Origin of the sequence: Qipengyuania sp. 902, from assembly GCF_051195295.1 — a bacterium.
Taxonomy (GTDB): domain Bacteria; phylum Pseudomonadota; class Alphaproteobacteria; order Sphingomonadales; family Sphingomonadaceae; genus Qipengyuania.
Genome location: NZ_JBNJLJ010000003.1, coordinates 504183 through 528529 on the forward strand (window position 1 = coordinate 504183; position 24347 = coordinate 528529).

Annotated in this window: 23 protein-coding genes; 8 read left to right on the plus strand and 15 right to left on the minus strand. The window is 59.6% G+C overall.

Going from position 1 to position 24347, the window contains the following annotated elements:
• Positions 1 to 11: 11 nt before the first annotated feature.
• On the plus strand, positions 12 to 1208 hold the full coding sequence (locus tag ACSH0F_RS12110) for an NnrS family protein (protein ID WP_435203101.1): 1197 nt from the start codon (positions 12 to 14) through the stop codon (positions 1206 to 1208).
• 1 nt (position 1209) lies between these two features.
• Here the strand turns inward: ACSH0F_RS12110 and ACSH0F_RS12115 are convergent, their stop codons facing one another.
• Positions 1210 to 2463 carry an acyl-CoA dehydrogenase family protein gene (locus tag ACSH0F_RS12115; RefSeq protein WP_435203193.1) on the minus strand — a complete coding sequence of 418 codons (1254 nt, stop codon included), beginning with the start codon at positions 2461 to 2463 and terminating at the stop codon, positions 1210 to 1212.
• A gap of 205 nt (positions 2464 to 2668) precedes the next feature.
• Here ACSH0F_RS12115 and ACSH0F_RS12120 point away from each other — a divergent pair, with 205 nt between their 5' ends.
• Positions 2669 to 3937, plus strand: a complete 1269-nt coding sequence (locus tag ACSH0F_RS12120; RefSeq protein ID WP_435203103.1) for an alginate export family protein — start codon at positions 2669 to 2671, stop codon at positions 3935 to 3937.
• 24 nt (positions 3938 to 3961) lie between these two features.
• Here the strand turns inward: ACSH0F_RS12120 and ACSH0F_RS12125 are convergent, their stop codons facing one another.
• The 9 genes from ACSH0F_RS12125 to ACSH0F_RS12165 form a co-directional block, all read right to left on the minus strand.
• A complete protein-coding gene (locus tag ACSH0F_RS12125) occupies positions 3962 to 4564 on the minus strand; it encodes a cyclic nucleotide-binding domain-containing protein (RefSeq protein ID WP_435203105.1) in 603 nt (200 codons plus the stop codon).
• A 211-nt stretch (positions 4565 to 4775) separates the two neighbouring features.
• On the minus strand, positions 4776 to 5003 hold the full coding sequence (locus tag ACSH0F_RS12130) for a hypothetical protein (RefSeq protein ID WP_435203107.1): 228 nt from the start codon (positions 5001 to 5003) through the stop codon (positions 4776 to 4778).
• 1 nt (position 5004) lies between these two features.
• A complete protein-coding gene (locus tag ACSH0F_RS12135) occupies positions 5005 to 5340 on the minus strand; it encodes a hypothetical protein (RefSeq protein WP_435203109.1) in 336 nt (111 codons plus the stop codon).
• Positions 5337 to 6278, minus strand: coding sequence for a peptidylprolyl isomerase (locus ACSH0F_RS12140; RefSeq protein WP_435203111.1), 942 nt, complete (start codon positions 6276 to 6278; stop codon positions 5337 to 5339). Before ACSH0F_RS12140 ends, ACSH0F_RS12135 begins: the two co-directional genes overlap by 4 nt.
• Positions 6278 to 7063, minus strand: coding sequence for a respiratory nitrate reductase subunit gamma (narI, locus tag ACSH0F_RS12145; RefSeq protein ID WP_435203113.1), 786 nt, complete (start codon positions 7061 to 7063; stop codon positions 6278 to 6280). Before narI ends, ACSH0F_RS12140 begins: the two co-directional genes overlap by 1 nt.
• Entirely contained in the window at positions 7056 to 7787 is a 732-nt protein-coding gene (gene narJ / locus ACSH0F_RS12150) for a nitrate reductase molybdenum cofactor assembly chaperone (protein WP_435203115.1), read from the minus strand. The genes narI and narJ overlap by 8 nt, the downstream gene beginning before the upstream one ends.
• The gene (gene narH / locus ACSH0F_RS12155) at positions 7787 to 9310 is read right to left on the minus strand and encodes a nitrate reductase subunit beta (protein ID WP_435203117.1); all 1524 of its coding nucleotides are present in this window, start codon (positions 9308 to 9310) and stop codon (positions 7787 to 7789) included. Before narH ends, narJ begins: the two co-directional genes overlap by 1 nt.
• A complete protein-coding gene (locus tag ACSH0F_RS12160) occupies positions 9307 to 13074 on the minus strand; it encodes a nitrate reductase subunit alpha (RefSeq protein WP_435203119.1) in 3768 nt (1255 codons plus the stop codon). The genes narH and ACSH0F_RS12160 overlap by 4 nt, the downstream gene beginning before the upstream one ends.
• A 12-nt stretch (positions 13075 to 13086) precedes the next feature.
• Positions 13087 to 15915 (minus strand): nitrate/nitrite transporter, encoded by a 2829-nt coding sequence (locus ACSH0F_RS12165; protein WP_435203121.1) that lies wholly within the window; start codon positions 15913 to 15915, stop codon positions 13087 to 13089.
• Between the two features lie 56 nt (positions 15916 to 15971).
• Here ACSH0F_RS12165 and ACSH0F_RS12170 point away from each other — a divergent pair, with 56 nt between their 5' ends.
• Genes ACSH0F_RS12170 through ACSH0F_RS12190 form a run of 5 tightly spaced genes read left to right on the plus strand, consistent with a single transcriptional unit; the run spans position 15972 to position 18973 of the window.
• On the plus strand, positions 15972 to 16325 hold the full coding sequence (locus ACSH0F_RS12170; protein ID WP_435203123.1) for a MoaD/ThiS family protein: 354 nt from the start codon (positions 15972 to 15974) through the stop codon (positions 16323 to 16325).
• Positions 16322 to 16795, plus strand: a complete 474-nt coding sequence (locus ACSH0F_RS12175; RefSeq protein WP_435203125.1) for a molybdenum cofactor biosynthesis protein MoaE — start codon at positions 16322 to 16324, stop codon at positions 16793 to 16795. Before ACSH0F_RS12170 ends, ACSH0F_RS12175 begins: the two co-directional genes overlap by 4 nt.
• The gene (gene moaB / locus ACSH0F_RS12180) at positions 16792 to 17328 is read left to right on the plus strand and encodes a molybdenum cofactor biosynthesis protein B (RefSeq protein ID WP_435203127.1); all 537 of its coding nucleotides are present in this window, start codon (positions 16792 to 16794) and stop codon (positions 17326 to 17328) included. Before ACSH0F_RS12175 ends, moaB begins: the two co-directional genes overlap by 4 nt.
• Positions 17325 to 17789: a cyclic pyranopterin monophosphate synthase MoaC gene (gene moaC / locus ACSH0F_RS12185; protein WP_435203129.1), complete on the plus strand. Its 465-nt coding sequence runs from the start codon at positions 17325 to 17327 to the stop codon at positions 17787 to 17789. Before moaB ends, moaC begins: the two co-directional genes overlap by 4 nt.
• Complete coding sequence (locus ACSH0F_RS12190; protein ID WP_435203131.1) at positions 17783 to 18973, plus strand: molybdopterin molybdotransferase MoeA; 1191 nt, start codon at positions 17783 to 17785, stop codon at positions 18971 to 18973. Before moaC ends, ACSH0F_RS12190 begins: the two co-directional genes overlap by 7 nt.
• Here ACSH0F_RS12190 and ACSH0F_RS12195 read toward each other — a convergent pair.
• The 5 genes from ACSH0F_RS12195 to ACSH0F_RS12215 form a co-directional block, all read right to left on the minus strand.
• A complete protein-coding gene (locus ACSH0F_RS12195) occupies positions 18958 to 19545 on the minus strand; it encodes a molybdenum cofactor guanylyltransferase (RefSeq protein ID WP_435203133.1) in 588 nt (195 codons plus the stop codon). The two genes, ACSH0F_RS12190 and ACSH0F_RS12195, sit on opposite strands and share 16 nt — an antisense overlap.
• Entirely contained in the window at positions 19542 to 20273 is a 732-nt protein-coding gene (locus ACSH0F_RS12200; protein WP_435203135.1) for a sulfite exporter TauE/SafE family protein, read from the minus strand. Before ACSH0F_RS12200 ends, ACSH0F_RS12195 begins: the two co-directional genes overlap by 4 nt.
• Entirely contained in the window at positions 20273 to 21244 is a 972-nt protein-coding gene (moaA, locus tag ACSH0F_RS12205) for a GTP 3',8-cyclase MoaA (protein WP_435203137.1), read from the minus strand. Before moaA ends, ACSH0F_RS12200 begins: the two co-directional genes overlap by 1 nt.
• Before the next feature lie 40 nt (positions 21245 to 21284).
• Entirely contained in the window at positions 21285 to 22460 is a 1176-nt protein-coding gene (locus ACSH0F_RS12210; protein WP_435203139.1) for an NnrS family protein, read from the minus strand.
• A 443-nt stretch (positions 22461 to 22903) separates the two neighbouring features.
• The gene (locus tag ACSH0F_RS12215; RefSeq protein ID WP_435203141.1) at positions 22904 to 23131 is read right to left on the minus strand and encodes a hypothetical protein; all 228 of its coding nucleotides are present in this window, start codon (positions 23129 to 23131) and stop codon (positions 22904 to 22906) included.
• Positions 23132 to 23394: 263 nt separating this feature from the next.
• On the opposite strand from ACSH0F_RS12215, the gene ACSH0F_RS12220 reads away from it, so the two are divergent.
• Positions 23395 to 24036: a hypothetical protein gene (locus tag ACSH0F_RS12220; protein ID WP_435203143.1), complete on the plus strand. Its 642-nt coding sequence runs from the start codon at positions 23395 to 23397 to the stop codon at positions 24034 to 24036.
• Positions 24037 to 24347: the final 311 nt, after the last annotated feature.

Here is a 24347-nt window from a genome sequence, read left to right on the forward strand (position 1 = left end):
AATCATAGCTGATGGACGGAACGAAACGCCTGGCCCTGCGACGCGAACGTGAAGCGAAAGCACCGATCTTGCTGCAGGCCGGGTTTCGTCCCTTCTTCATCGCAAGCGCAGCGTGGTTTCCGATAGCGATGGCCTTCTGGTTGGCGCTCTTGACAGGAAAGATCGAACTTCAGTCGCACTTGGATCCCGTGACCTGGCACAGCCATGAGATGATCTTTGGTGGCGTGGGCGCGGCGATGACAGGGTATCTGCTTACGGCGACTCCGAACTGGAGCGGTCGTCTTCCGGCAATCGGCGGCCCTCTCCTTGTAATGATGGGTTGGTGGGTCCTGGCGCGAGTAATCAACGCCGCTGCCGGCTGGGCAGGGCCGTGGCCTGCAGCGCTGATTGACTCGGGTTACTATTTTGTTCTGTCAGCTGTTATCGGCAGGGAAAGCTGGTATGGAAAAGGCCGAGGCGTCTCGATAGCAGTGCTGACGGCCATATTCGCGATCGCGTGCGGTGCGCATCATCTTGCTGCTGCAACCGGCGGTTTGGATCATGGCATTTTCGCTCGGGCAGGCATTGCGATCCTCGTCCTGCTAATTTCGCTTGTCGGCGGTAAGCTTCTTCCGTCCTTTACCCGCAATGCCCTTCCACGAGATATTCGCACGACAGTCACTGCTCAGGAAACGCGGTTCGACGCCATCGTAAACTGGGTGACCGCCCTGGCTTCGCTGGCTTGGATCGTGGACTCGAAAGGACTCGCGCCGACCATGTTGGCTCTCGCCGGCGTGTTGCATCTGGCTCGCGCGATCCGCTGGCAGCCATGGCGCGTCACACATGAGCCTTCGGTCATCTCCCTTCATCTCGCCTATCTACTGCTCCCCCTTGGACTGCTTGGCCTTTCTTTCATCGGGGAAGGCCGTCAATCGGATATCATGCACCTGCTTACGGCCGGATCGATCTCCTGCATGATACTGGCCGTCATGGCTCGCCTGAGCATTACTCAGACCGGTCGCCACCCTCGTTGGCGGCTTGCTCCTTTAGCGGCCGTTCTGTTCGCCTCTCTCGGCGCGATAGTCCGCGTCGTCTCCGGGACCGGTCCGATCCCCTTGCAGGAAGGATGGCTCCTCGCCGGCCTGCTTTGGATGTTTGGGTTCGGCGTTTTTCTTATTTTCTTCGCACCGATGCTTGTTCTTCCGCGGGTGCGTAGTGGATCGCGCTAGGTCAATGTCCCCTCCAGGCACGCATCCGTTCTGCATGCCCTTGAAATTCCTGCCGTGCGATGGCCCGCAGATGAACCTCGTCCGGCCCGTCGGCGATGCGGAGTGAGCGCATTCCGGCATAGGCCTGTGCAAGCCCGAAGTCATCGGACAAGCCGCCCGCACCATGAGCCTGCATCGCATCGTCGATGACCCGCAAGGCCGTTCGCGGTGCGGCAACCTTGATCATCGCGATTTCCCGTCGCGCGGCTTTGTTGCCCACCTTGTCCATCATGTCGGCGGCCTTGAGGCAGAGCAGGCGCGTCCTTTCGATGTCCAACCGCGCCTCGCCGATCCTCTGCTCCCATATCGACTGATCCGCCAGCCGTTTTCCAAAAGCCACTCGCGACAGAAGACGGTCGGTCATTTTCTCGATCGCCACCTCCGCAGCGCCGATTGCGCGCATGCAGTGATGGATTCGTCCCGGCCCGAGACGGCCCTGCGCAATTTCGAACCCCCGGCCTTCGCCCAGGATGATGTTCGAGGCGGGAACCCGGACGTTGCGCAGCAGGACTTCCGCGTGACCATGAGGTGCATCGTCGTATCCGAACACCGGCAGCATCCGCACGACTTCGACCCCATCGGCATCGAGTGGCACGATGATCTGCGATTGCTGGGCGTGTCGTTCCGCTTCCGGATCGGTCTTGCCCATCACGATCGCCATTTTGCAGCGCGGATCACCGACTCCGGACGACCACCATTTCCGCCCGTTTAGAATGAAGTCGTCACCTTCCCTGCGAATGGAGGTCTGGATGTTCGTGGCGTCAGATGACGCCACGTCCGGCTCGGTCATCAGGAATGCCGAGCGGATTTCACCATCCAATAGCGGCCGCAGCCAAGTCGCCTTTTGCTCTGGCGAGCCATATCTGTGCAGTATTTCCATATTACCGGTATCGGGCGCAGAGCAATTGAATGCTTCGGAGGCAAAGCCCACACGGCCCATCTCCTCGGCGCACAATGCGTATTCGAGATTGCTCAATCCGGCACCGCGGTAGTTCTCGTCGTCACTTTCAGAAGGTGGAAGGAAGAGGTTCCATAGCCCCTCGGCGAAGGCACGAGCCTTGAGTTCCTCAATGACAGGCGGAGGCGACCAGCGGGAAATACCTTCAGCCTGCATATGCTCATCATAGGCAGGAACTGCTGGATAGACGAACGAATGCATGAAGCTGCGCACCCGGTCACGCCATGCGGTTTGTCTCTCTGATAAAGTGAAATCCATCTTTGCATCTCGCTGGTTGAGGTCGTTCTTCGACATCGATTTCACGTGAATGCTACTTTGCCATTCCGCAGTTCGCCTTGATACAGATCATAGCTCGCCGCGTCCGTCGAACGTGCGCGATATCGCGAGCGGCAATGATCTGCCGCAAACCCATCAGGAAGCGGACAGGCTAGGCAGTCGGTTCTTCACCATTAGGACAAATCCGATGCCTCGCTTCGCTATTGCTCTTGCCAGCTGCGCCGCTCTTGCGTTCTCTCATGAAATAACGTTCGCGCAGGCGGTGGAGGCCGATGTTCCACCTCCATCGCCCGAAGTTGCGGTCCAGGACGACAGCTGGATCGATCCGGTCGCGGACGTGCGGTATCGCTACGAGTTCGTCGATCAAGAAGATTTCGCGCTCGACGCCTACGCATCGACTGTGCGCGCGCGACTGGGGGTGCTGGCTAAGCCGCTGAAGACCTTGAGCTTTTACGCGGAAGGCGAGGCGATCCTCCACGTGGGGCCGGACAAGTTCAACGACACTACTAATGGAGTGATCGACCGTCCCGTAGTCACCGATCCGGAAGATATATTGCTCAATCAGCTATACGCTCGGTTTCGCCCCCATCCGGGGGCGTCGATGACTGCAGGACGCCAGACCGTCAATTACGACAATCAGCGCTGGATCGGTTCGGTGGGCTGGCGGCAGAACGATCAGACGCTCGACGCGGTGACCGGAAATATCGAGAATATCGCCAACACCGGAATTTTCGCCGGCTATGGCTATGCCTGGCGTGTGAACCGCGTCTTCGGGCCTGATTCGGCACAAGGTTTCTGGCGAGACAACGACATTCATCTGGTGCGGATCGGAAGCGAAGTCGGGGCAATCGGCAAGGTCACCGCTTACGGCTATTGGCTAGATCTCCCCGAGGCGCCCGCGCTTTCGAACCGCACGTTCGGCGTTCGACTAGCAGGACGTCAGACGCTGGGAACAAGTCCGGCACGCGCGACCTATGCGCTCGAATTTGCACGGCAAACCGGGTTGGAACCCAACCCCGGCGATGCAAGCCACTCCTACTGGCTCATGGAACCTGGCATCGCCTTCGGTCCAGCGAGTGTGAAACTGGGTTATGAGCGACTGGTGGGCGATGGCCAGACAGCGCTGCAGACCCCGCTCGCCACGCTTCATGCTTTCAACGGATGGGCGGATAAGTTTCTGATCACACCACCGGCGGGCCTGCGCGACCTGTATGTCGACGCTGGATATACCGTGCCGGCAGACACCGGGTTTCTATCGGGAACGGGATTGAGGTTCGTTTTCCACGATTTCCGCTCCACCGAGGGTGATCTCCATTATGGGCGCGAATGGGACGCATTGATAACTCGTAACCTTTACGGACCGGTGTCGCTGACCCTCAAGTTCGCCCATTACGATGCGATCGATTTCGCGTCGGACACGACGAAGGGCTGGGTCCAACTGGATGCGCGATTCTGATTTACTCAAATCCAGCGCGCACCTTCATGCGTCTTCGCCGTCGGCGAGCGCCTTCAGCGCGTGTCGATCAAGCACCTGAATGCACGTCAGTGTTTCGAGTCGCATAATCCGGCTGTTCCGCAATTGGCCGAACACGCGGCTGACGGTTTCTTTGGTCAGACCCAGATAATCGGCGATATCCGCGCGGCTCATCGGCAGGGCGACATGGTCCATCGGGTGGCCGGTGATCCGCTCGAACCGCGCATGCAGATAAAGCAGGAACGATGCGACACGCTCCATCGCCGTCTTGCGACCGAGCACGATAAATTGTTGCTGGGCTGCTGCGAGTTCCTGTCGCGCCACCTCCAATAGAGAGTCCTTCAAGATCGGATTTCCTGCCACGAAGTCGTCAAAACGCGCACGCGGGAAGCACCAGATTCGACTAGGCTCAAGCGCTTCTGCTGTCACATCGTGGGAATCGTCGATCGAGATTCCGAGGAATTCGCCAGGAAGAGCGAACCCCGTGATCTGCCTGCGGCCATCGAAGAGAAGACGGTAGAGCCGAAGGCTGCCTGCGGCCACTGTGTAGACGAGGTTGGCCTCGTCGCCCTGATGGAACAGCGGTTCGTCAGCTTTGAGTTCGCGCACCTTACCGAGCGCGCGCAATTCCGAAAGATCCCCGCACTGGAGCGCGTAGAACAAGGAAACCCGCCGCACTTCGCATGGGTAGCAGGGATGGTCAGGGGGCAATATCGCCGGGGCATGGCGTCGATGTTGGCTGGTGGAAGCCTTGGGCAAGATGAACTCCGAAGTTCATCCGCACATGGCCCCCTTAGTTGTGAAAGTCGAGAACGTTAGGTCATCCGAAGAGGAAAATCAGCGCGACGAGAACTGAAAGAGTAACTGTTACGAGCCACACGATTGGCCATATCCCGAAATCGCGGCCCTTGACCGAAACGGATGAAAGCGGGGGCACGGGATTGCTCTTGGTGCGGGCGTCACCGTGCGCTTGCAGCAGTCGCGGATTGAGCGGCGCATTGTCCGCCGCACGCGTTTGTTCTTCGGAAGTCGGATTCCGACGGGTCATGTCACGCCTCCTCGATTTCGGTTCCATGCGGATGCTTTCGCGTCTGATGCTTGCTGCACGGCTTTTGAGAGAGGCGCCAGTCAACTATAGCGCCTAGGCAAACAAGCGCAGGGTCGGCCGCATCACGCACATGGCTGATAAGCGTCGCCCAGTCCTCTTCGCTGGCGAAACGACTGAAGTCGGCGACGGCCATACGTGCAGCTCTGGCCGGGGTGATGTTCTCATTGGCTGCCAGCTTTTCGAGTGCTCGCGCCTGAACAGGCCCGGACCCGGCGAGCCAGCCCTGGATGTCGGCCCCGGCGTTCTTCGCCAATGCGAGGTAGTCCCCCAGCATCATGCGGCGAGCGTCCCTCGGCGCTGGTCTTCTTCGGCGGGTGGGGCATCGAGGACAACGCCCTTGATCTCGGCTTCGTCGGCGAGCGATTGCACCACCTGCATCGCCGACACGGTCCAGGAGCGCGCTTCGAGCAGGTCGGCAATCTTGTCCTTCGCAACCTCGAACGGCAATTCTTGCCCCTCGATGATGCGGTTGAGGCGAATGACGTGCCAGCCATGCTTGGATCGCACCGGTTCGGGATTAACCGTGCCGGGCTGAGTTGCTTCGATGTGCGTCTGGACCTGTTGCACTAGCTCACCGCGGCGGATCTGACCGAGCGAGCCGTTCTGCTGGCCTGAAGGACAACCAGAAAACTCCCGCGCCGCCTCTGCAAACGCTTCCTGGTCATCCCCAATCGCGGCGATGATTGTGCGCGCCTGCGCTTGGGCAGCATCCCAGCCATCTTCACCGGCCCCCTCCTCGGGCTCGATAAGAATATGCGAAGCCTCGAAAAGCGACGGCGTGCGGAAACGATGCCGGTTCGCGCGGTAATAGCGTTCGCATTCTTCTTCTGTGGGAACGGCATCGCTTACCACCTTGTCGAGCAAGGCTTTGACCAAAGCTTCCTCCTCGGTAGCGCGCCTCCCTGTCTCGGTCTCTTCCTCCGCGGCTAGTCCTCTGCGCATAGCCTCGCGCATCAAGAGATGCCGAACAACCAGAGCCTGTGCCGCAGCACGCCATGCCTCCTCGCCCGAAGGAGCCGGATGATGCGGCATTTCCTCGGCGATCTGCTCTTCGGTTATCTCATGTCCGTCGACCGTGACAATTCCGAAAGCGGGGAGCGGTTGAAGTTGCTCGTCCGCCCCGCCGCATCCATGTGTCTCGCACGCCGACGGCATGGCGGGTTCCGCGCGGGCGTCGGGTGCGCCGATATTTATGACATCCAGTTTGCGCGCCATCACTGCACCTCCTCGGTAAACGCACGGTCTGTTGCCGGACCAGGAGTATAGGCTGGAGCTCCTCCGAACGGTTGCGGTGCTCGCGCCGGAGCACCCTTGCCCCGCCGGGTCCGCACGATCTGATAGCCGGGCCTGAAGAGATACCAGATCGGCGCGCTGAACACATGCACCAACCGCGTGAACGGGGTCAGCAGGAACAGGGTCAGGCCGAGAACGATGTGCAGCTTGTAGACGATGTGCGTCTGGAGGATGTAGTCGGAAGAACCCGGCTGGAGAGTCAGTAGACCGTTGGCCCATGCCATGAAGTTGACCATCTCGCGTCCATCGATGTGCTGAAGGGTCCAGTAGGTCGTTGACAGCCCCAGCAGGATCTGGAGCCAGATCAGGACCAGAACCACTATGTCGAGCGTAGCTGAACTACGCCTGATCCGTGGATCGAACAATCTGCGGTGCAGGAGCAAGGTGCAACCGATGAAGGCGACGACACCTGCGATGCCGCCAGCTACGAGAGCGAGAACCTGCTTCCACTGGTGCTGCACTCCGAAATAGTCGAACAGCTCGATCGGGGTCAGCAAGCCTACGAAATGTCCGCCTAGCAGCACGAGAATGCCGAGGTGGAACATGTTCGAGCCGATCATCATCTGTTTGCGCCGCAGGAACTGGCTCGACTGCGAGCGCCAGCTATACTGGTTCGTGTCGAAGCGCAGGATGCTGCCGATGACCATCACAGTCACGGCGAGATACGGATACCAGCCGAACAGCAGGTAATGGATGAACTCATTCATGCCGCGCTCCTTCTTTTGCTTCGTGCGCCCGATTGAAGGCGCGGATACGGGCGATGACACCAGTTGGGCCGCCATTGTCGAAGGCCGCGGTGCCGAAACTGACCGGGGCTTCCTCCCACAGCTCGTCGACGCTCTTTGTTTCATCCTCGGCAAATGCCTTGCCAATTTCTTCCACGCGCTCGGCATCGGGGCGCGCGTCGGCCAGCTCGACCACCGCCGCGAGAACCGCCGCGTATGGCGTTTCACGCTCGGCCAGACGTTCGGCGAGCACCGTCAGGACATCGATCGGTTCACGCAGCCACTCGCGGGCTTCCTCGGACGCAAGCTGAGCTGTGAATTCAAGGAACATCGGAATGTAATCGGGCAGTTCGTTGCTGGTCATTTCCAGACCATGATTGATATATTCGAGCCCAAGATCGCTCATCGCCTGCCCGCGATCCTTGTTGTCACCATGCACGTGCTCGAACAAATGCAGCGAGAGCCGACGCGTGCTATCGAACAGTTCGCTGTAGTCGGCCTGAAGATCGAACAGTTCTCGTGTCCATAGATCATCCAGCAGCGGTTCAAGCGCGGCAATGGCTTGAGTGGACAGGGCGGCTTCACTGGCCAGAACTGAGCGCAGTTCGGGAACCGCTGCCTGTAACTCCGTGCTCGGATACCCGAGCAGCGCTGCAAGGGTGCGTAGCGACAGCGACATGGGCCGAGCGGGTTTCTTGCGCGCCATCACATCGCCTCCCGCTTGACGGGCTTGCCGGGCTGCGCTTTTTTGCCGCCGAACAGGCTCGGCGTGCGCCCTTCGGTGACTTCACGGAAACCGAAACCGCCGGCCCCCCTTAGCACGTAGGCATCCTCTTCGAACTCGCGGTGCGTCGTAGGAATGACGTAGCGATCCTCATAGGCTGCGAGTGCCATGATGCGATACATCTCGTCGATCGTGGCGCCGGTGAGACCGACCCGCTCAGCGATGCTTTCGTCTTCTACCCCGTGCACGCGCTTACCGCGCATGTAGGCCCGCATCGCGAGCATCCGTTCGAGTCCTTGTGCAATGGGAGCCTCGTCACCGGCTGTAAGCAGGTTGGCCAGGTATTTGAGCGGTATGCGCAAGGAGCGCACGTCCGGCATTCCGTCTTTTTCCGAAATCTTTCCGGCCTCTGCCGCCGACTGGATCGGCGACAGCGGCGGCACATACCAGACCATCGGCAGCGTGCGGTATTCAGGGTGGAGCGGGAAGGCGATTTTCCATTCCACTGCCATCTTGTAGACTGGCGAGCGCATCGCAGCCTGTATCCATGCCTCGGGAATTCCATCCAGCCTAGCCTGGGCTTGGACTTCCGGATCATGGGGATCGAGAAACAGCGATAGCTGGGCGGGGTAGAGGTCCTTTGGATCCTCGACCGATGCGGCCTCCTCGACCCTGTCCGCGTCATAGAGCACCACGCCTAGATAGCGGATACGACCGACACAGGTTTCAGAGCAGACAGTGGGTTGGCCGGTTTCGATCCGCGGATAACAGAAGATGCATTTCTCCGACTTCCCGCTGGCCCAATTGTAGTAGATCTTCTTGTAGGGACATGCGGACACACACATCCGCCAGCCCCGGCACTTTTCCTGGTCAATGAGAACGATCCCGTCTTCGTCGCGCTTGTAGATCGCGCCGGAGGGACAAGCGGCGAGACAAGTCGGATTAAGGCAGTGCTCGCACAGCCGCGGAAGATACATAAGGAAGGTCTTCTCGAACTCTCCGTATATCTCCTTCTCGACGCCGGCGAAGTTGTAGTCTTCCGATCGCTTGGCGAACTCGCCGCCGAGCATATCCTCCCAGTTGCCCGACCATTCGATCTTCTTCAGGTGCTCACCCGTCAGCAGCGAACGAGGCCTTGCCGTTGGCTGGGCCTTGAGTTCGGGTGCCTTGTGCAGCCATTCGTAATCGAAAGTGTAGGGTTCGTAGAAATCGTCGATTTCAGGGAGGCTCGGATTGGCAAAGATCTTTGAAAGAATCCGCCATTTGGAACCGAGCTTGGGTTCGATCCTCCCATTGGGACGGCGACGCCAACCGCCGTTCCAGCGTTCCTGGTTCTCCCAGTCCTTCGGATAGCCGATACCCGGCTTGGATTCGACATTGTTGAACCAGGCGTATTCGACGCCTTCGCGATTGGTCCACACGTTCTTGCAGGTAATCGAACAAGTGTGGCAGCCGATGCACTTGTCCAGATTGAGGACCATCGGAATTTGAGCGCGAATCTTCATCGTGCGATCTCCTGCCGCGCTTTCGCTTTTTTAGTGTCCGACCTGTCGAACGTGTCGGCCTTGTCGAACCAGTTGATCTCGCTCATCTTGCGAACGATGACGAATTCGTCCCGGTTCGCGCCTACGGTCCCGTAGTAGTTGAAGCCATAGGCGAGTTGGACGTAACCGCCGATCATATGCGTCGGCTTCATGTTGATGCGCGTGACCGAGTTGTGGATGCCGCCGCGAAGGCCAGTCACTTCGGAACCGACAGTGTTCACCAGCTTCTCCTGCGCGTGATACATGATGGCTGACCCGGGCATGATCCGCTGCGAGACGATCGCCCGCGCGGTCAGGGCGCCGTTGATGTTGAAGACCTCGATCCAGTCGTTGTCGACGATCCCCGCCTCGCGGGCATCGTCCTCGCTGATCCACACTGCCGGACCACCTCGGTTGAGCGAGAGCATGATCAGGTTTTCGGTATAGGTTGAATGGATGCCCCATTTCTGGTGCGGGGTCAGCAAATTGAGCTGGATTTCCTTGTTGCCGTTGGGCAGCTTGCCGAGGACCTGTCGCACGGTGCGCGTATCTATCGGCGGACGCCAGGTAACGAAGCCTTCTCCGAATGCTCGCATCCACTGGTGGTCCTGGTAGAGCGACTGCCTTCCGGTCAACGTTCGCCACGGGATCAGTTCATGCACGTTGGTATAGCCGGCATTGTAGCAGACATGTTCGCTTTCAAGGCCCGACCACGTCGGCGAAGATATTATCTTGCGTGGCTGCGAGACGATGTCTCGGAAGCGGATCTTCTCCTCTTCTTTGCCCTCGGCGAGATGCAGATGGTCTAGACCGGTCGTTTCGCCCAATGCCGCCCAAGCCTTCACAGCCACTTCGCCGTTCGTTTCGGGAGCCAGCATCAGGATCGTCTCGCAAGCGTCGATATCGCTGTCGATGCGCGGCCGGCCGGACGTTGCCTCCTGTAGCGACGTGCCATTGAGTGCTGCAACGAGCGCAACTTCGTGCTTGGTATCCCAGTTGATGCCTTTCGATCCGTTGCCGAGCTTTTCCAGCGCAGGGCCAAGCGAGGTAAAGCGTGCGAAGGTCGCCGGATAGTCGCGCTCGATGACATGGATCGTCGCCATCGTCTTGCCCGGGATCGGATCGCATTCGCCCCTTCCCCAATCCTTGGGCTCGAATGGTTGGGCGATTTCGTTCGGGCTGTCGTGCTGGATTGGGGACAGAACGACATCCTGCTCCACCCCGAGAACCTCGGGAGCGACGTTCGAGAACGCTTCCGCTATACCGCGGAAAATAGCCCAGTCACTACGCGCCTCCCAAGCCGGGTCCACCGCCGCTGTCAGCGGGTGGATAAAGGGATGCATGTCGGTGGTGTTGAGATCGTTCTTTTCATACCAGGTCGCGGTCGGGAGAACGATGTCGGAATACAGACTGGTGGTCGACATGCGGAAGTCGATATTGACCATCAGGTCCAATTTTCCTTCCGGTGCCTCTTCGTGCCACGCCACTTCGCTTGGCAGCACCACCCCGCTTTCTTCCCCGTCGACGCCGATCACGCCGTGCATCGAGCCCACGAAGTGCTTCAGGAAGTATTCGTGGCCCTTGCCGCTGGCGCCAAGCACGTTGGAGCGCCAGAAAAACATGTTGCGGGGCCAGTTGCGCGGATCGTCCGGGTCGGCATTGGCGAACTGGAGTTCGCCGGATTTCAGCTTTTCCGGAATGACTTCATTGGCATCTTCGCCGGATTTCTTCAGGGCTGCCCCAATCTCGAGCGAATTCTGGTGCAGTTGGGGGGCGGACGGCAACCAACCCATCCGTTCTGCGCGCACGTTGTAGTCGATTATCGAGCCGGTCCAGTCCGCCTTGGGGGCGGTAGGCGAGATGATGTCGTCGACGGTCATCGTCTCGTAGCGCCATTGGTCGGTGTGCGCGTAGAAGAAGCTGGTCGCGTTCATCTGCCGCGGGGGACGGGTCCAGTCGGTCGCCATCGCTAGCGGAAGCCAGCCGGTCTGAGGCCGCAGCTTTTCCTGTCCCACATAGTGCGACCAGCCGCCGCCCGACTGGCCGATGCAGCCGCACATCACGAGCAGCGCGATGATCCCGCGGTAGCTCATGTCCATGTGATACCAGTGGTTGAGGCCCGCCCCCAAGATAACCATCGAACGACCCATCGTGGCATCGGCGTTCGCAGCGAAATCACGCGCGGTCTGGATGATGGCGTCACGAGGAACGCCCGTCACGCGTTCCGCCCACGCGGGAGTGAAGGGAATGTCGTCGTCGAAGGAGCGCGCGACGTTCTCGCCGCCAAAGCCCCGATCGACGCCGTAATTGGCGCAGAAAAGGTCGAACACTGTCGCCGCCAATATGCGTTCGCCATTGGCCAGCACGATTTCGCGAGCCGGAACGTTGCGCATCAGGATTGAATCGTGATCGGTCGCGACGAAACCGTTCGAAGCCTCGGAACCGAAATACGGGAAGCCCACCGACACGATCTGGTCGTGATCGTCCTTGAGCGTCGTCCGCAAACGCAAAGGTTTGCCCTTCTTGTCGACTTCGGCCAGGTTCCAGCGGCCCTTTTCACCCCAACGATGACCCGCGCTCCCGAGCGGACAGACGACCTTGCCGTCTGCGTCGTTCAGGGCAACGGGCTTCCATTCTGGATGATCGGTTTCCCCGAGACTCTTCTTGAAGTCCGATGCCCGCAAGTGCCGGTCGGCGACCAATCGACCGTCCTGCTCGGTCAGTTTTACGAGGAACGGGAAATCGCTGTATTTGCGCGTGTAGTCGCTGAAGTAATCCGACATGCGGTCGACGTAGAACTCACGCAGCACGACATGGCCAAACGCGAGCGCCAGCGCAGCGTCCGTCCCCTGCTTGGGATGGAGCCACATGTCGGAGAACTTGGCGGCCTCGTTATAGTCCGGCGAGATGACTACACTCTTGGTCCCGCGATACCGCGCCTCGGTGTAGAAGTGCGCATCGGGCGTGCGCGTCATCGGCACGTTGGAGCCCCACACTAGTAGGTAACTCGAATTATACCAGTCTGCGCTTTCGGGAACGTCCGTCTGCTCGCCCCAGGTCTGGGGACTCGATGGCGGGAGGTCGCAATACCAGTCGTAGAAGCTCAACACCGTGCCGCCGATCAGGGACAGATAGCGGCTTCCCGCTGCATAGCTTATCATGGACATGGCCGGGATTGGCGAGAACCCAGCGATGCGATCGGGACCGTATTCGCGGATTGTGTAAGCGTTGGCTGCCGCGATGATCTCGTTCACTTCTTCCCAGGATGAACGGACAAGGCCACCGCGCCCGCGACGCTTGACCCAGTCGGACCTTTTGTCGGCATCGGAAACAATCGAGGCCCACGCAGCGACCGGGCTCATGGTGCGGCGGGCCTCGCGCCAATGCTCAAGCAAACGTGCGCGAACCATCGGGTATTTCACGCGGGTGCCGGAATAGAGATACCAGCTGTAGCTTGCGCCGCGTGGACATCCCCGAGGTTCGTGATTGGGCAAGTCCGGACGTGTGCGCGGGTAATCGGTCTGCTGCGTCTCCCAGGTGACGATGCCGCCCTTGACGTAAATTTTCCACGAGCAGGAGCCAGTGCAGTTCACGCCGTGTGTCGAGCGCACGATCTTGTCGGCTGCCCAGCGCTTGCGATAGGAGTCTTCCCATTGCCGCGATTCATCGGTCGTGATGCCGTGACCATCGGAGAAGCTGTCCTGCATCCGCTTGAAGAATGTCAGCCGATCGAGAAAGTGGCTCATGGTTACGGGTCCTCAAGCAGTTGCCGGTATGGAGCGATGCGTCTCGATGGATCGTAGCAGTCCACGCGGGCCGCTGTAGGTGATCCATGTCAAAAGCGCGCAGCTGACGAAAAAGGCGAAAAAGCCCCACAAGGCGGCGTTGGCAGTGCCGGTCAGATCGATCGACGAGCCATAGGCCTTGGGAATGTAGAACGCTCCGTAGGCAGCAATCGCGGAAGTGAAGCCGATGATTGCGGCGCTCTCGCGCTCGGCTTGCACGCGCTGCTCTTCCGCAGACAGTTCCGGTGCCAATTTGGGAATCTCGGCGCGCATGATGTTCGGAATCATCTGGAAGGTCGATGCGTTGCCAACGCCGCTTACGAAGAAGAGCAGCAGGACCATTCCGAAGAAGCCCCAGAAGTCGCCAGCGTTGAGGAACCATATCATTCCGATGACCGCCGCCATCATGACGAGAAACACGACAAATGTGACGCGGGCACCACCGAACCGGTCGGCCACCCAACCAGTAAGAGCTCGCGAGAGGGCGCCGATGAGCGGTCCGATGAAGGCGTATCGCAAGGCGTCGATCTCGGGAAATACCAGCTTGGTAAGCAGCGGAAAACCTGCCGACATGCCGATGAAGGTGCCGAAGGTTCCGGTGTAGAGCCAGCACATCAACCACGTATGTGTGCGGCCGAAGATTGCTGCCTGGTCGGCGAAGGACGACTTGGCCGAAGCGATATCGTTCATGCCGAACCACGCCGCGATCGTGCCCAGAATGATCAGCGGCACCCAGACGAATCCGGCGTTCTGGAGATAAAGGCGCGCGCCATCGTCGGCCAACTGGGCCTGACCGCCGAGCGCGCCGAAAAGCCCCATGGTGATGACAAGCGGCACCAGGAATTGCATTGCGCTCACGCCGAGATTGCCGATGCCGGCATTGATCGCGAGTGCGTTCCCCTTTTCTGCCTTCGGGAAAAAGTAGCTGATATTGGCCATGGACGAGGCAAAATTGCCGCCGCCGAAGCCGCACAGCAGCGCCAGGACAAGGAATATGAAGAACGGCGTTGCCGGATCCTGCACTGCATAGCCGATGCCGAATGCCGGGATGAGTAGCGACGCGGTGGATACGGCGGTCCAAAGCCTTCCGCCGAATATCGGCACGAGAAATGAATAGAAGATCCGCAAGGTCGCACCCGACAGACCGGGAAGCGCTGCAAGCCAGAAAAGCTGGTTCGTGGTGAAGTCGAAACCTAGGCCCGGCAGCTTGGCGACTACGACGGACCATACCATCCAGACAGCGAAGGCCAGGAACAGATTGTAGGTCGAGATCCACAGGTTGCGTCTGGCGATCGACCGGCCTTTCGCCTGCCAGAAGGCCGGATCTTCCGGTCGCCAGTCGGAAAGCACGCCAGCATCAGAACGGGAATGTTCGCGAGCCGGTTCGGTCGCCGCGAGACGGTCGTTTGCAGCCACGCGTTCCACCGGCATCACGTTAGTTGCCGATGTCCTTGGCTCGGATGGTGTGGCATGAGTTGTCGTCACATCCTCGCCGAGCCCTTTCATCTCGGGCAATTCGGGCGCCATGCCAGATCGTCCTTCGACCGCGTGCGCTCGTTCCATGTGCTGGATCGCGAAATGCATCCAGACAAGCGAGACCGTCACGATCAGGAAGAGCAGGGCGAAGCTGCTCGTCCAGACGCCGGTGAGGTCGAGCATGGCGCCGAAAGTGAGCGGGAGGACGAAACCACCGAGGCCGCCCATCATCCCTACCAGGCCGCCCACGGCCCCGACCCGATTGGGATAGTAGACAGGGATGTGCTTGTAGACTGCCGCCTTCCCGAGACTCATGAAGAAGCCGAGCACGAAGATCGTCACGAGAAAAGGCACGAGGCTCATCTGCGTCGAGAACTCTATCGGGCCATTGACCCCTTCGATGACGTAGCGGGTGGGCGGATAGCTGAGCAGGAAGGTGCAGAGCGATGATACGCCGAAGGTCCAGTAGAGCACCCGCCGTGCGCCATACTTGTCTGAAAGATGGCCGCCATAGATGCGGAACAGGCTGGCAGGCATCGAATAGAAGGCCGCGAGCATCCCGGCTTCCCTGATCCCCATGTCATATACGCCCATCACATAGCGCGGGAGCCACAAGGACAGGGCGACGAAGGCGCCGAAAACGAAGAAATAGTAGAGCGAGAAGCGCCAAACCTGAACGTTGCGCAGAACCTTGAGTTGCTCCCGCATAGGCTCCGGTTTTTTGCCGGCTGCCTTTCGTGCGAGCAGCTGCGGATCTTCCGGCGAAGAGACGTAGAAGATCGCGGCGATCACCACGAGCGCGATCGCCCAGATTTGGGCCACTGCCGTCCATCCAGCTGCTACCATCACGAATGGAGCGACAAACTTGGTCACCGCCGCACCGACATTGCCAGCACCGAATATACCGAGTGCAGTGCCCTGTTTGCCAGGCGGGTAGAAAGTGGCGACGTAGGCGACCCCGACCGAGAACGCGCCGCCTGCGAGGCCGACGCCCAGACCCGCGAGCAGAAGCAGGAGGTAGCTATCGGCGTAAGAAACCAGGAAAGTCGCGATAGCGGCGGCCACCATGGTGAGTGCAAGTATCCGCCGCCCACCGAACTGGTCGGCCCACACTCCGAGCACCACGCGGGCTAGCGAGCCGGTCAGGATCGGCGTGCCGACGAGCAGACCGAACTGGGTTTCGGAAAGGCTCAGCTCTTCCTTTATACCGATTCCGATGATCGCGAAAATCGTCCAGACGGCAAAGCAGGCGGTAAAAGCGATCGTGCTAAGCCAGGTCGCACGACCTGCGCCGGGAGAAGGAGAAGCGAGAACCGAATCGCTCATGAACACCCGTCCTTTCGGAAATCGGGCCGCTTTTAATCCCGTGTGCGGGCCACCAAGTGATTCAGATCAAAGCGCGCGCACTTGGTTCGGTTAAGGGCGCATCTCCTGATCGCGGCAGCACCTTGTCCGAGGACCGCCAACGAGGAGGTAATATGTCTCGAGAGCGCGAAATCACCCTCTACGGTAAGCTGGCCGATCCGTTAGGTGAACGGGTCCGGGTCGCCGGAGGCGAGCAGTCGGAAACGGTCAGTAACGTTCGCGCGCGGGTGGCGGCACTCGAGCCACGGCTTGGCGAACTGCTTGCCGATCATCGGGTGCGGGCTTGCGTCGAAGGCATGATTACGGCTGACGGCGCTATTGTTAAACCGGATCTCTCGGTTGAATTCATACCGGTGGTTTCGGGCGGATGATGCGCGCGGTCGTTCGGCATGGGCGGCTCGATCCCGCGGCCGAGCTTGCAACTCTCACTGGGGAATCGAAAGAAGCAGGCGGCGTCGTGAGCTTCGTGGGTCTGGCGCGGGAGGAAGATGGCGCGGTCGCGGAATTGATACTTGAACATCATCCTGTCCTGACGGAGCGTTCGCTTGAGGAGATCGCAACTGCTGCGCTGGAACGGTTCGGCGTAAACGCTGTGTCTGTTGTGCACCGGGCGGGCCGCATTATGCCCGGTGAACCTATCGTCTTCGCCGGCGCCGCTGCACGTCATCGCCGCGAGGCATTCCTTGCGGCGGATTACCTCATGGATATGCTCAAGACACGGGCAGCGTTCTGGAAACGGGAAGATGGTCCGGCAGGCCCGCGCTGGATCGAGCCTCGCGACGAAGATCATTCCGATGCGGCGCGGTGGCGGACGGAGAATGGAAGGAATATAGGAAGATGAGTGGGATTGATGAGAGTGCCACCTTCCATCCCCTTAATATCGCGGTGCTCACCGTCTCGGATACGCGCGATGAGACGATGGATACGTCAGGCGACCTGCTCGAGGAACGACTGCTTGCCGCGGGGCATCATCTAGCAGACCGGGCAATCGTTAAGGACGAGATCAGGACAATCCGCGATCGGCTTTCCGAGTGGATCACCGACCCCAAAATCGATGTCATCATCTCCACCGGCGGGACTGGGTTTTCCCCCCGCGATGTGACACCGGAAGCAGTGAAGCCACTCTTCCTACGCGAAATGGACGGCTTCTCCGTCCTTTTTCATCAGGTCAGCCAGGCAAGTGTAGGCGTTGCGACCCTGCAGTCGCGAGCTTTCGCCGGACAGTCGTCGGACACCTTCATATTCTGCCTTCCGGGTTCACCGGGGGCCTGCCGGGATGGCTGGGACGGGATACTGGCGCTCGAATTGGACAGCCGTCACAAGCCCTGCTCGCTGGCGGGCATGATCCCACGTCTGAGTCACGTATGCGCATGAGCGAGTTGACACACGTCGATGCTGGGGGGCGCGCGAGCATGGTCGATGTGGGTGACAAGCCAGCAACCGCCCGCCGTGCGATAGCGAAAGGAGAGCTACGCTGCGCTCCCGCGACAATTGAGGCGGTCACAGCCGGAACCGCGCCCAAGGGGGCAGTGATCTCGACCGCGGAACTGGCGGGCGTGATGGGTGCCAAGCGCACGGCCGACCTCGTCCCGCTCTGCCATCCGCTTCCGCTGACCAAGGTCGCAGTGCGTATAGAGATCGATCCCGTCCTGCCCGGCTTTCGGATCGAGGGAGAAACACGCACCCACGGCAAGACCGGGGTGGAGATGGAAGCCATGACGGCCGTTTCTGTTGCCTGTCTTACGCTCTATGACATGCTCAAGGCGATCGACCGGGACATGGTGATCGGCGGTATATCCGTGACCATGAAGGAAGGCGGCAAGAGCGCATGGTAGGATTCTTGCCTCTCGACGAGGCATTGGAAATAATGCTGGCGGAGGCTTGTCCGTTGTCAGCGGAGGATGTGCGGATAGCAGAAGCGCATGACCGCACTCTGGCCAAGCCGATCGTAGCCCGGATCGCCTCACCGCGGGTCGATAGTTCCGCAATGGATGGCTACGCCGTGAGAGATCAAGATATTAGTCGGCTTCCCGCCAGGCTTCGGGTGAGTGGCGAGAGCTTCGCAGGGACTGCACGGCCCCCTTCCTTGTCTCCCGGTGAAGCGGTCCGCATCTTCACCGGCGCGCCTGTTCCCGACGGGGCCGATAGAGTCGTCATCCAGGAAAATTGCACACGCGTTGATGATATGGTCGAAGTGCGGGAATTCGGCACCGGCCGGCACATCCGTCCGGCCGGCCAGGATTTCGAAGAAGGTGCCGAGCTGCTAGCGGCCGGTGCCCGTCTGACACCGCGATCGCTTGTCGCAGCGGCAGGTGCTGATATGGCGGTGGTAAGCGCGGTTCGCCGACCGCGCGTCGCAATCCTCGGAACGGGCGATGAGCTGGTTCAGCCGGGCGAAGCTCGAGGGCGGCCCGGCACAATACCAGAGAGCATCTCACCCGCCATAGCCGCAATGATTGTGGAAACTGGCGGAGAAGTCGTGCAGCGTGTCCACTTGCCTGATGAGGTCGCAGTCCTCACTAATTGGGCGCGCGAAGCGCTTGTCGAAGCCGATCTGGTGGTGGTGACGGGCGGTGCCTCTGTTGGGGAGCGCGATTATGCCAAGGACATGTTCGGCGGAAAGCTGGAACTGCTGTTCAGCAAGATCGCGATAAAGCCCGGCAAGCCGGTCTGGCTGGGGCGTCACGGTTCAAGCTTGGTTCTAGGGCTACCAGGAAACCCCACTTCCGCACTGGTGACGGCGCGCCTGTTTCTGATCCCGCTTGTGAGCGGGATGGCGGGACGGTCGCCGTCCTCGGCGTTGAACTGGCAAGAAGGTATCGCCGGAGCGCCTTTCCCAGCCAATGGCAATCGCGAAACGCTCGAACGCGCGCAATGGGTTGGCGGCAGACTGGTCCGGCTCAAGAGCCAGGATTCTAGCAGTCAGACGATGCTGGCTGGTGCCGACGTGCTCGTTCGAAGAGAGGTTGATGCACCGGAGGTTCTAACCGGCGAGAAGGTGCGCTATCTGGATTTTTGAAGCTGAAGTTCTGCCTCGGCCAGCGCTATGGGATCGTTGAGATTGGCGAACGGATCGTCGTCGCCGACAGGCCATTCGACCTTTCGAGCTTCTAGTATCTCGAGAAGACCGCGCAGGGAGCGACCGCCTTTCGCGGCATAGAATTCAGCATCATTCCGCTTGGCGACCGGCCATAGAGCACAGATAGGATGAGCTTTGCCCGCGCTAGAGGCGTAAGAGGCCTTTCCGTTCGCTCCTTCGATCAGACGATGGGCCAGATCATTGGGTAGCCAGGGCATGTCGACCGGAATGGTCAGCACTGCGTTGAAGCCCTTGCTATTCGCCCAGCCCAATCCGGCCACAACACCGCCAAGCGGACCTTCTATATCTGGCCGATCCTCGATGATGGGCAGCCCGGATGGAGTGGGGATTTGATCGTGTGAACGAAGACTCAACGCGACGGGAAAATCGAGCTGGTGCGCAATTTCAAGCGTGTGCGCGAGCAATGTGCGGCCGCCAAGCAGCCGCAGGGGCTTGCCACCATTCATGCGCCGTCCCGCTCCACCGGCAAGTATGAGCGTGACGGGTTTCACGTGAGCAGCAGCTTCCCACCTGCGATGACAAGCACGAGAGCGAGCAAGCGCATGAGTATTGTCCGGGACACGACGACCGCGCCCAGTCGCGATCCGATCAGTCCTCCTGCTCCCACAGCCAACGCCAGCCACTCCAGTCCAAATGGCAATTCGCCAAGAGCCGAGGCGTTGCCCGCCAGACCGGCAAGGGAATTGACGAAAATGAACGCCGCGGCCACGGCGGCCGTCGTTCGCGGTCTTGCCCAGCCGGTGACGAGCAGCAGCGGCGAAAGGAATATTCCACCACCGGTGCCCGTAAGGCCAGCGAGCAGCCCAAGCGCTCCACCCGCTGCAATCAGCACAAGGGTGCGGGGCGGCTGGCTCATAACGCGGTCCGGCTTCCAAGCGAATTGGATCGCGGCAAGTAGGAGGATGACCCCGACGACCGGTCGGTAGAGTTGGTCGGGCAATTGCGTCATCCCCCCGATGAAGGCGAGAGGTATCGCGGGGATGGCGACGGTGAGAAACAAGCGCCTGTCGAAATGACCCGCGCGGGAATAGTTCGTGAATGCAATGGCGGATACGACCAGGTTCAGCGCAAGCGCAGTCGGCCGCATTGTCGCCGGAGCGATGCCGGCGAGCGCCATTATCGCCAGATAGGCGGATGCACCACCGTGTCCGACCGAAAAGTAGAGGGCGGCGGCCAGTCCCATCGCCACAGCGAGTATGACCAGGGTTTCGGAATCCATTATCCTCCGGTGACGCTCATGTGGCGAGCAGTGGCAGGTTGGGCGAGATCGAACGAGTGCCGCTGCGGCTTTCCTGCCAGGAGACGGTCAAGCGCCGCATCGACCGCTGCGGGACCGCCCTGGCGTAAAATCTCGCGAAGTTCGACTTTCTGCTCATGCCCAAGGCAGCCATACACCGTTCCGGTCGCTGCGATACGAATGCGGTTGCATCCGTCGCAGAAGTTCTGGCTCATAGGGGTAATGAGACCCAGTCGGATCCCGCCTTCCCCGACGTCGTAATACCGGGCCGGACCGCCACTTCGGTGAAGCGAGGGCGTCAACATCCATCTTTGTCGCAACTCGGCTAGGACATCCTGCAGCGACAGATATCGTTCGGGGCGATGATCCTCCACCTCTCCAAGTGGCATGGTCTCGATGAGGGTAAGATCAAAGCCGCGCGCTCCGCACCAGGCGAGCATCGTGTGGAACTCGTCATCGTTTACACCGGCCAGCGCCATCATATTGATCTTTACGGCAAGGCCTGCGGACGCTGCCGTCTCGATCCCGTTTAGCACCTGATCGAGTTTGCCGCGACGGGTGATGTGCGCAAAACGTTGCGGATCGAGGCTATCGAGACTGACGTTGATCCGGCGCACTCCGGCGGCGAAGAGTTGCTCGGCATTGGCTGCGAGCTGCGTGCCGTTTGTCGTAAGGGTGACCTCGTCGAACCCGTCTCCGATGCGCGAACCCAGTTGTTCGATCAGATACATCACGTTCCGGCGGACGAGCGGTTCACCACCTGTCAGGCGGATTCGTCTCACGCCGCGAGCGATAAGCACATCGGTCAGTGCCACGATCTCCTCGAAGTCGAGCAGATCGCGCCGTGGCATGAAGGTCATGCGCTCCGACATGCAATACCGGCAGCGTAGGTCGCATCGATCGGTTACCGACATGCGAACGTAGGTGATCCGCCGCCCGAAGGAATCGATCATTGGTCCACTTGTCATGTCCAGCCGATCGACCTTCCTCGTGTCAGAGCGATGGGTCATCGAGTCTCGGCCTGGTCAGGATCGGAAAGTAGAGCGCGGCGAAGAGGACAAAGCCGCCCGCCCACAGCGCAGCTGACAGATGTATCGGCCAGATTCCTTCCAGCAGTCCGACCGAGGTGAGCACGCGCACCAGTGCACCGATGAACACGAGTGCGTATGCCAGCGCCAATCCGGAGCCAGCTTGAAGTGTTCGGCCCGTATGACCCAGGCTCGCCCGGCTCATTACCGCAAGAATCAGCAGTCCCATCGCGCCCGCGCCCAGAGCGTGGATCGCCGCCGAGCGCGAGACGATATCGAACGCCAGATGCAGCCCCAACAGCCCAAGTCCGACCGGCATCCAGAGGTAGGCAAGATGAAGGACCACGACGAGCGGGTCCCTATAGGTCCGCCACCCCTGCCAGCGTGACATTCGCCACAGGTGCGAGAGCCCCGCCGCAAGAAGCAACCAGCCTACAGCAATCGTGTTTGGCCATAGTAGCCAAGCCACCATGGCGATCGCGGTCAAACCGAGGACGCGGATATCACCTGGACTCGGCATGACCGGCATCGGCGGGGCGGCGCCCTCGCGCGTCAACCAATTTTGCGTGAACGCGGGAATGATCCGCCCACCGACAAGTCCGATAAGCATTACGATTAGCGAAATGCCGCTTCTCAGTCCGATGTCGTAATCGGTGAGTATACCTCCCGTTTCAGCAAGATCGATCGCTGCGGATATTCCCACAAGCGCGACGATGATCGCGATGGGAAGGTTGCGGTTGCCGGACAAGATCACTTCCCGCGCGGCGAACGCAGCGACAGCCAGGAAGAGCAGGAGTTCAAGCGTCAGAGCTAGCCAGAGAGCGCCGATGCCCAGTGCGAAGGTCACGCGGACTGCCACCCATAGCGCTGCCAGTGCCGCCAGTGCTGCTCCGCCGAGCAGAGGCCGGCCCGTCCAATTTGCTATAGCAGTGAGGAGAAAACCGATGACGGCGGCTCCGACGAAGCCGAACAGCATCTCGTGCTGGTGCCACCCCAATGGGTCGACCACGTCATCGAGAACAGGCGCGCCGGAATACGCAGCCACCCAGATTATTATCGCTGCCGCAGCCCACAGAGCGGCGAGCAGAAAAAAAGGTCGGAACGCACCGCGAAGAAAGGGTGGTCGTTGAGCCATCCGCATGGCGTTAGGTTACATAAAGTTGGCGTTGAATGATGCAGATCAATCCGAGCTCCTTGCAATCATGGTCTCTGTGGGGGCGGAAAGATTCATCCTGCACCTTGCTTCTCAGTCGGGCGAGAGGGAAACGACCGACTACTTCACTTATGTGCGGACGATGTCGGCTTAGGAGAAGAAAGCCATGTTCTGCCTCGAATGCGGTCTACCGATCGATCCTGCTCCCTTCGATCCACGCAAGACTACCCGAAAACGGATTGGTCCGATTGAGAAGATCAAGCGGCTTTTCAGGTTCTTTTCAGTGTCCCGCTGAGACCGAAACACACTGCAGGGCTCGTCGACGGGGGACAGTCCCCCTACTCACTTAAATTTCTGATAAACAGCTCTATTCTATTCCATTAAAGTGATCCGCAATTTCGTCGCCGTGGGCCAGGTCTCTCTACTGGCCTTCAGAGTAGCCCCTTCGGACACTCCCAAGTATTACCAGACGCAAATTCGATCAGGAAAGTCTTTTCACTAAGGTGGAAGCGCATGCCGCTTTCGATGGGCACAATTCGCTCAACAAGGATATCCCCGCCAAATGGAAGTTCCGCGAGGTCGGAGATGGGTCGACCAGCCATCGCGACAAGCTTTGCCTCGGGCAACTCGATACCATAGAGCTCAAGTTGGTCTCCCACCCAATCCAACGATCCTTGCCTGATAAGCTCGACCCTGATCGTCCCGTCTGCCCAGTAAAAGGTTGCAAAGATCGGTGCCGCTTTTGAGTGAATTTCGACGGTCGTATGGTAAGCGCTAGAGAGATCAGCAAAGACCTGCTTTGGATCGACTCTCCCAGACGCCAAAACCGAAGCCGCTAGTTCCGTGATTCTACCATCAGCCCCTTTTTTGTTTAGCGCAGCACGTTCTTTCTTGCGCTAACACCCCAAGGGGAACCGAAGTTTTGGCCATTATTAATCAGCTTCCGTCTGAAAGCGGGGATGAAACCAAGGACGAGCCCTCGGCGCAACGCCACATCGACGCCAATGTAATGCACATGAAAGTCGAGGTTATTGTCATCAGATTGAAAGCTCATATCGACAATTATTCCGTCAACCTCGGCATCGTTATCGGCAACGTGAGAATTGGCGATGGCTCGAACTTCCGCCGCCTGCCGCGCTATGCTCTTTCGTCGTTTCCAAAAGACGCGCATGTCTTTGACGATAGCCTCTGCGAAGGCTTCGATCTGTTCCGGAAGAGCGCCGCAGAACCGAGGCGCATCCGTTCCATTCGCCCAACATTGAAGAACAACTTCGCCAGCCTCCGCAAGAGGCGCAAAATGCAAAAGATTTCGTTCGTCGACGTCACAGACCAGCACTGGCTGCGGCAATCCAAGACAGCGGCAAGCAAGATTACGCGTTTTCTTGGCAATGAGGCGATGAAGAAGTTCAAGGTTCGGACCATGCGCATCCCTCCGAGTAGTCCAGACCGGATGCAAGCCCGGCTGACCCGCATCAAGCGTCCAACGCTCTCCGCCGATCAATATTTCACCGAGCTCCCTGCTTTCGAGGACCGTTCCGAAGGGCAGCGTCGTTCGCGAACCTGAATCGTTGAGCGTGTCAATAACTTGGGATGCGAGATCAAATAGCTCGTCATCTGAGAATGCTGGTAAAGCTTGGTGGGGTAAGGAACTGATCCGTCTATCGACCTCGAGTGCCGATATGACAGCAGCAGCCAACGGTGTTCCGTTTCCTGCGTCAACACCGTCTAACAGTGTCTCCAGACGTTTGTTGATAAATGGCACCGCAAACTGATTTTGATTGCCACTGAACATTTTCGATTTGCTCTGCCACCTGAATTTTGGACCGTTTCGGGTTAGAGTTTTCTGCCGTAAGTATCCTTGGCTGGGCGAGGAGT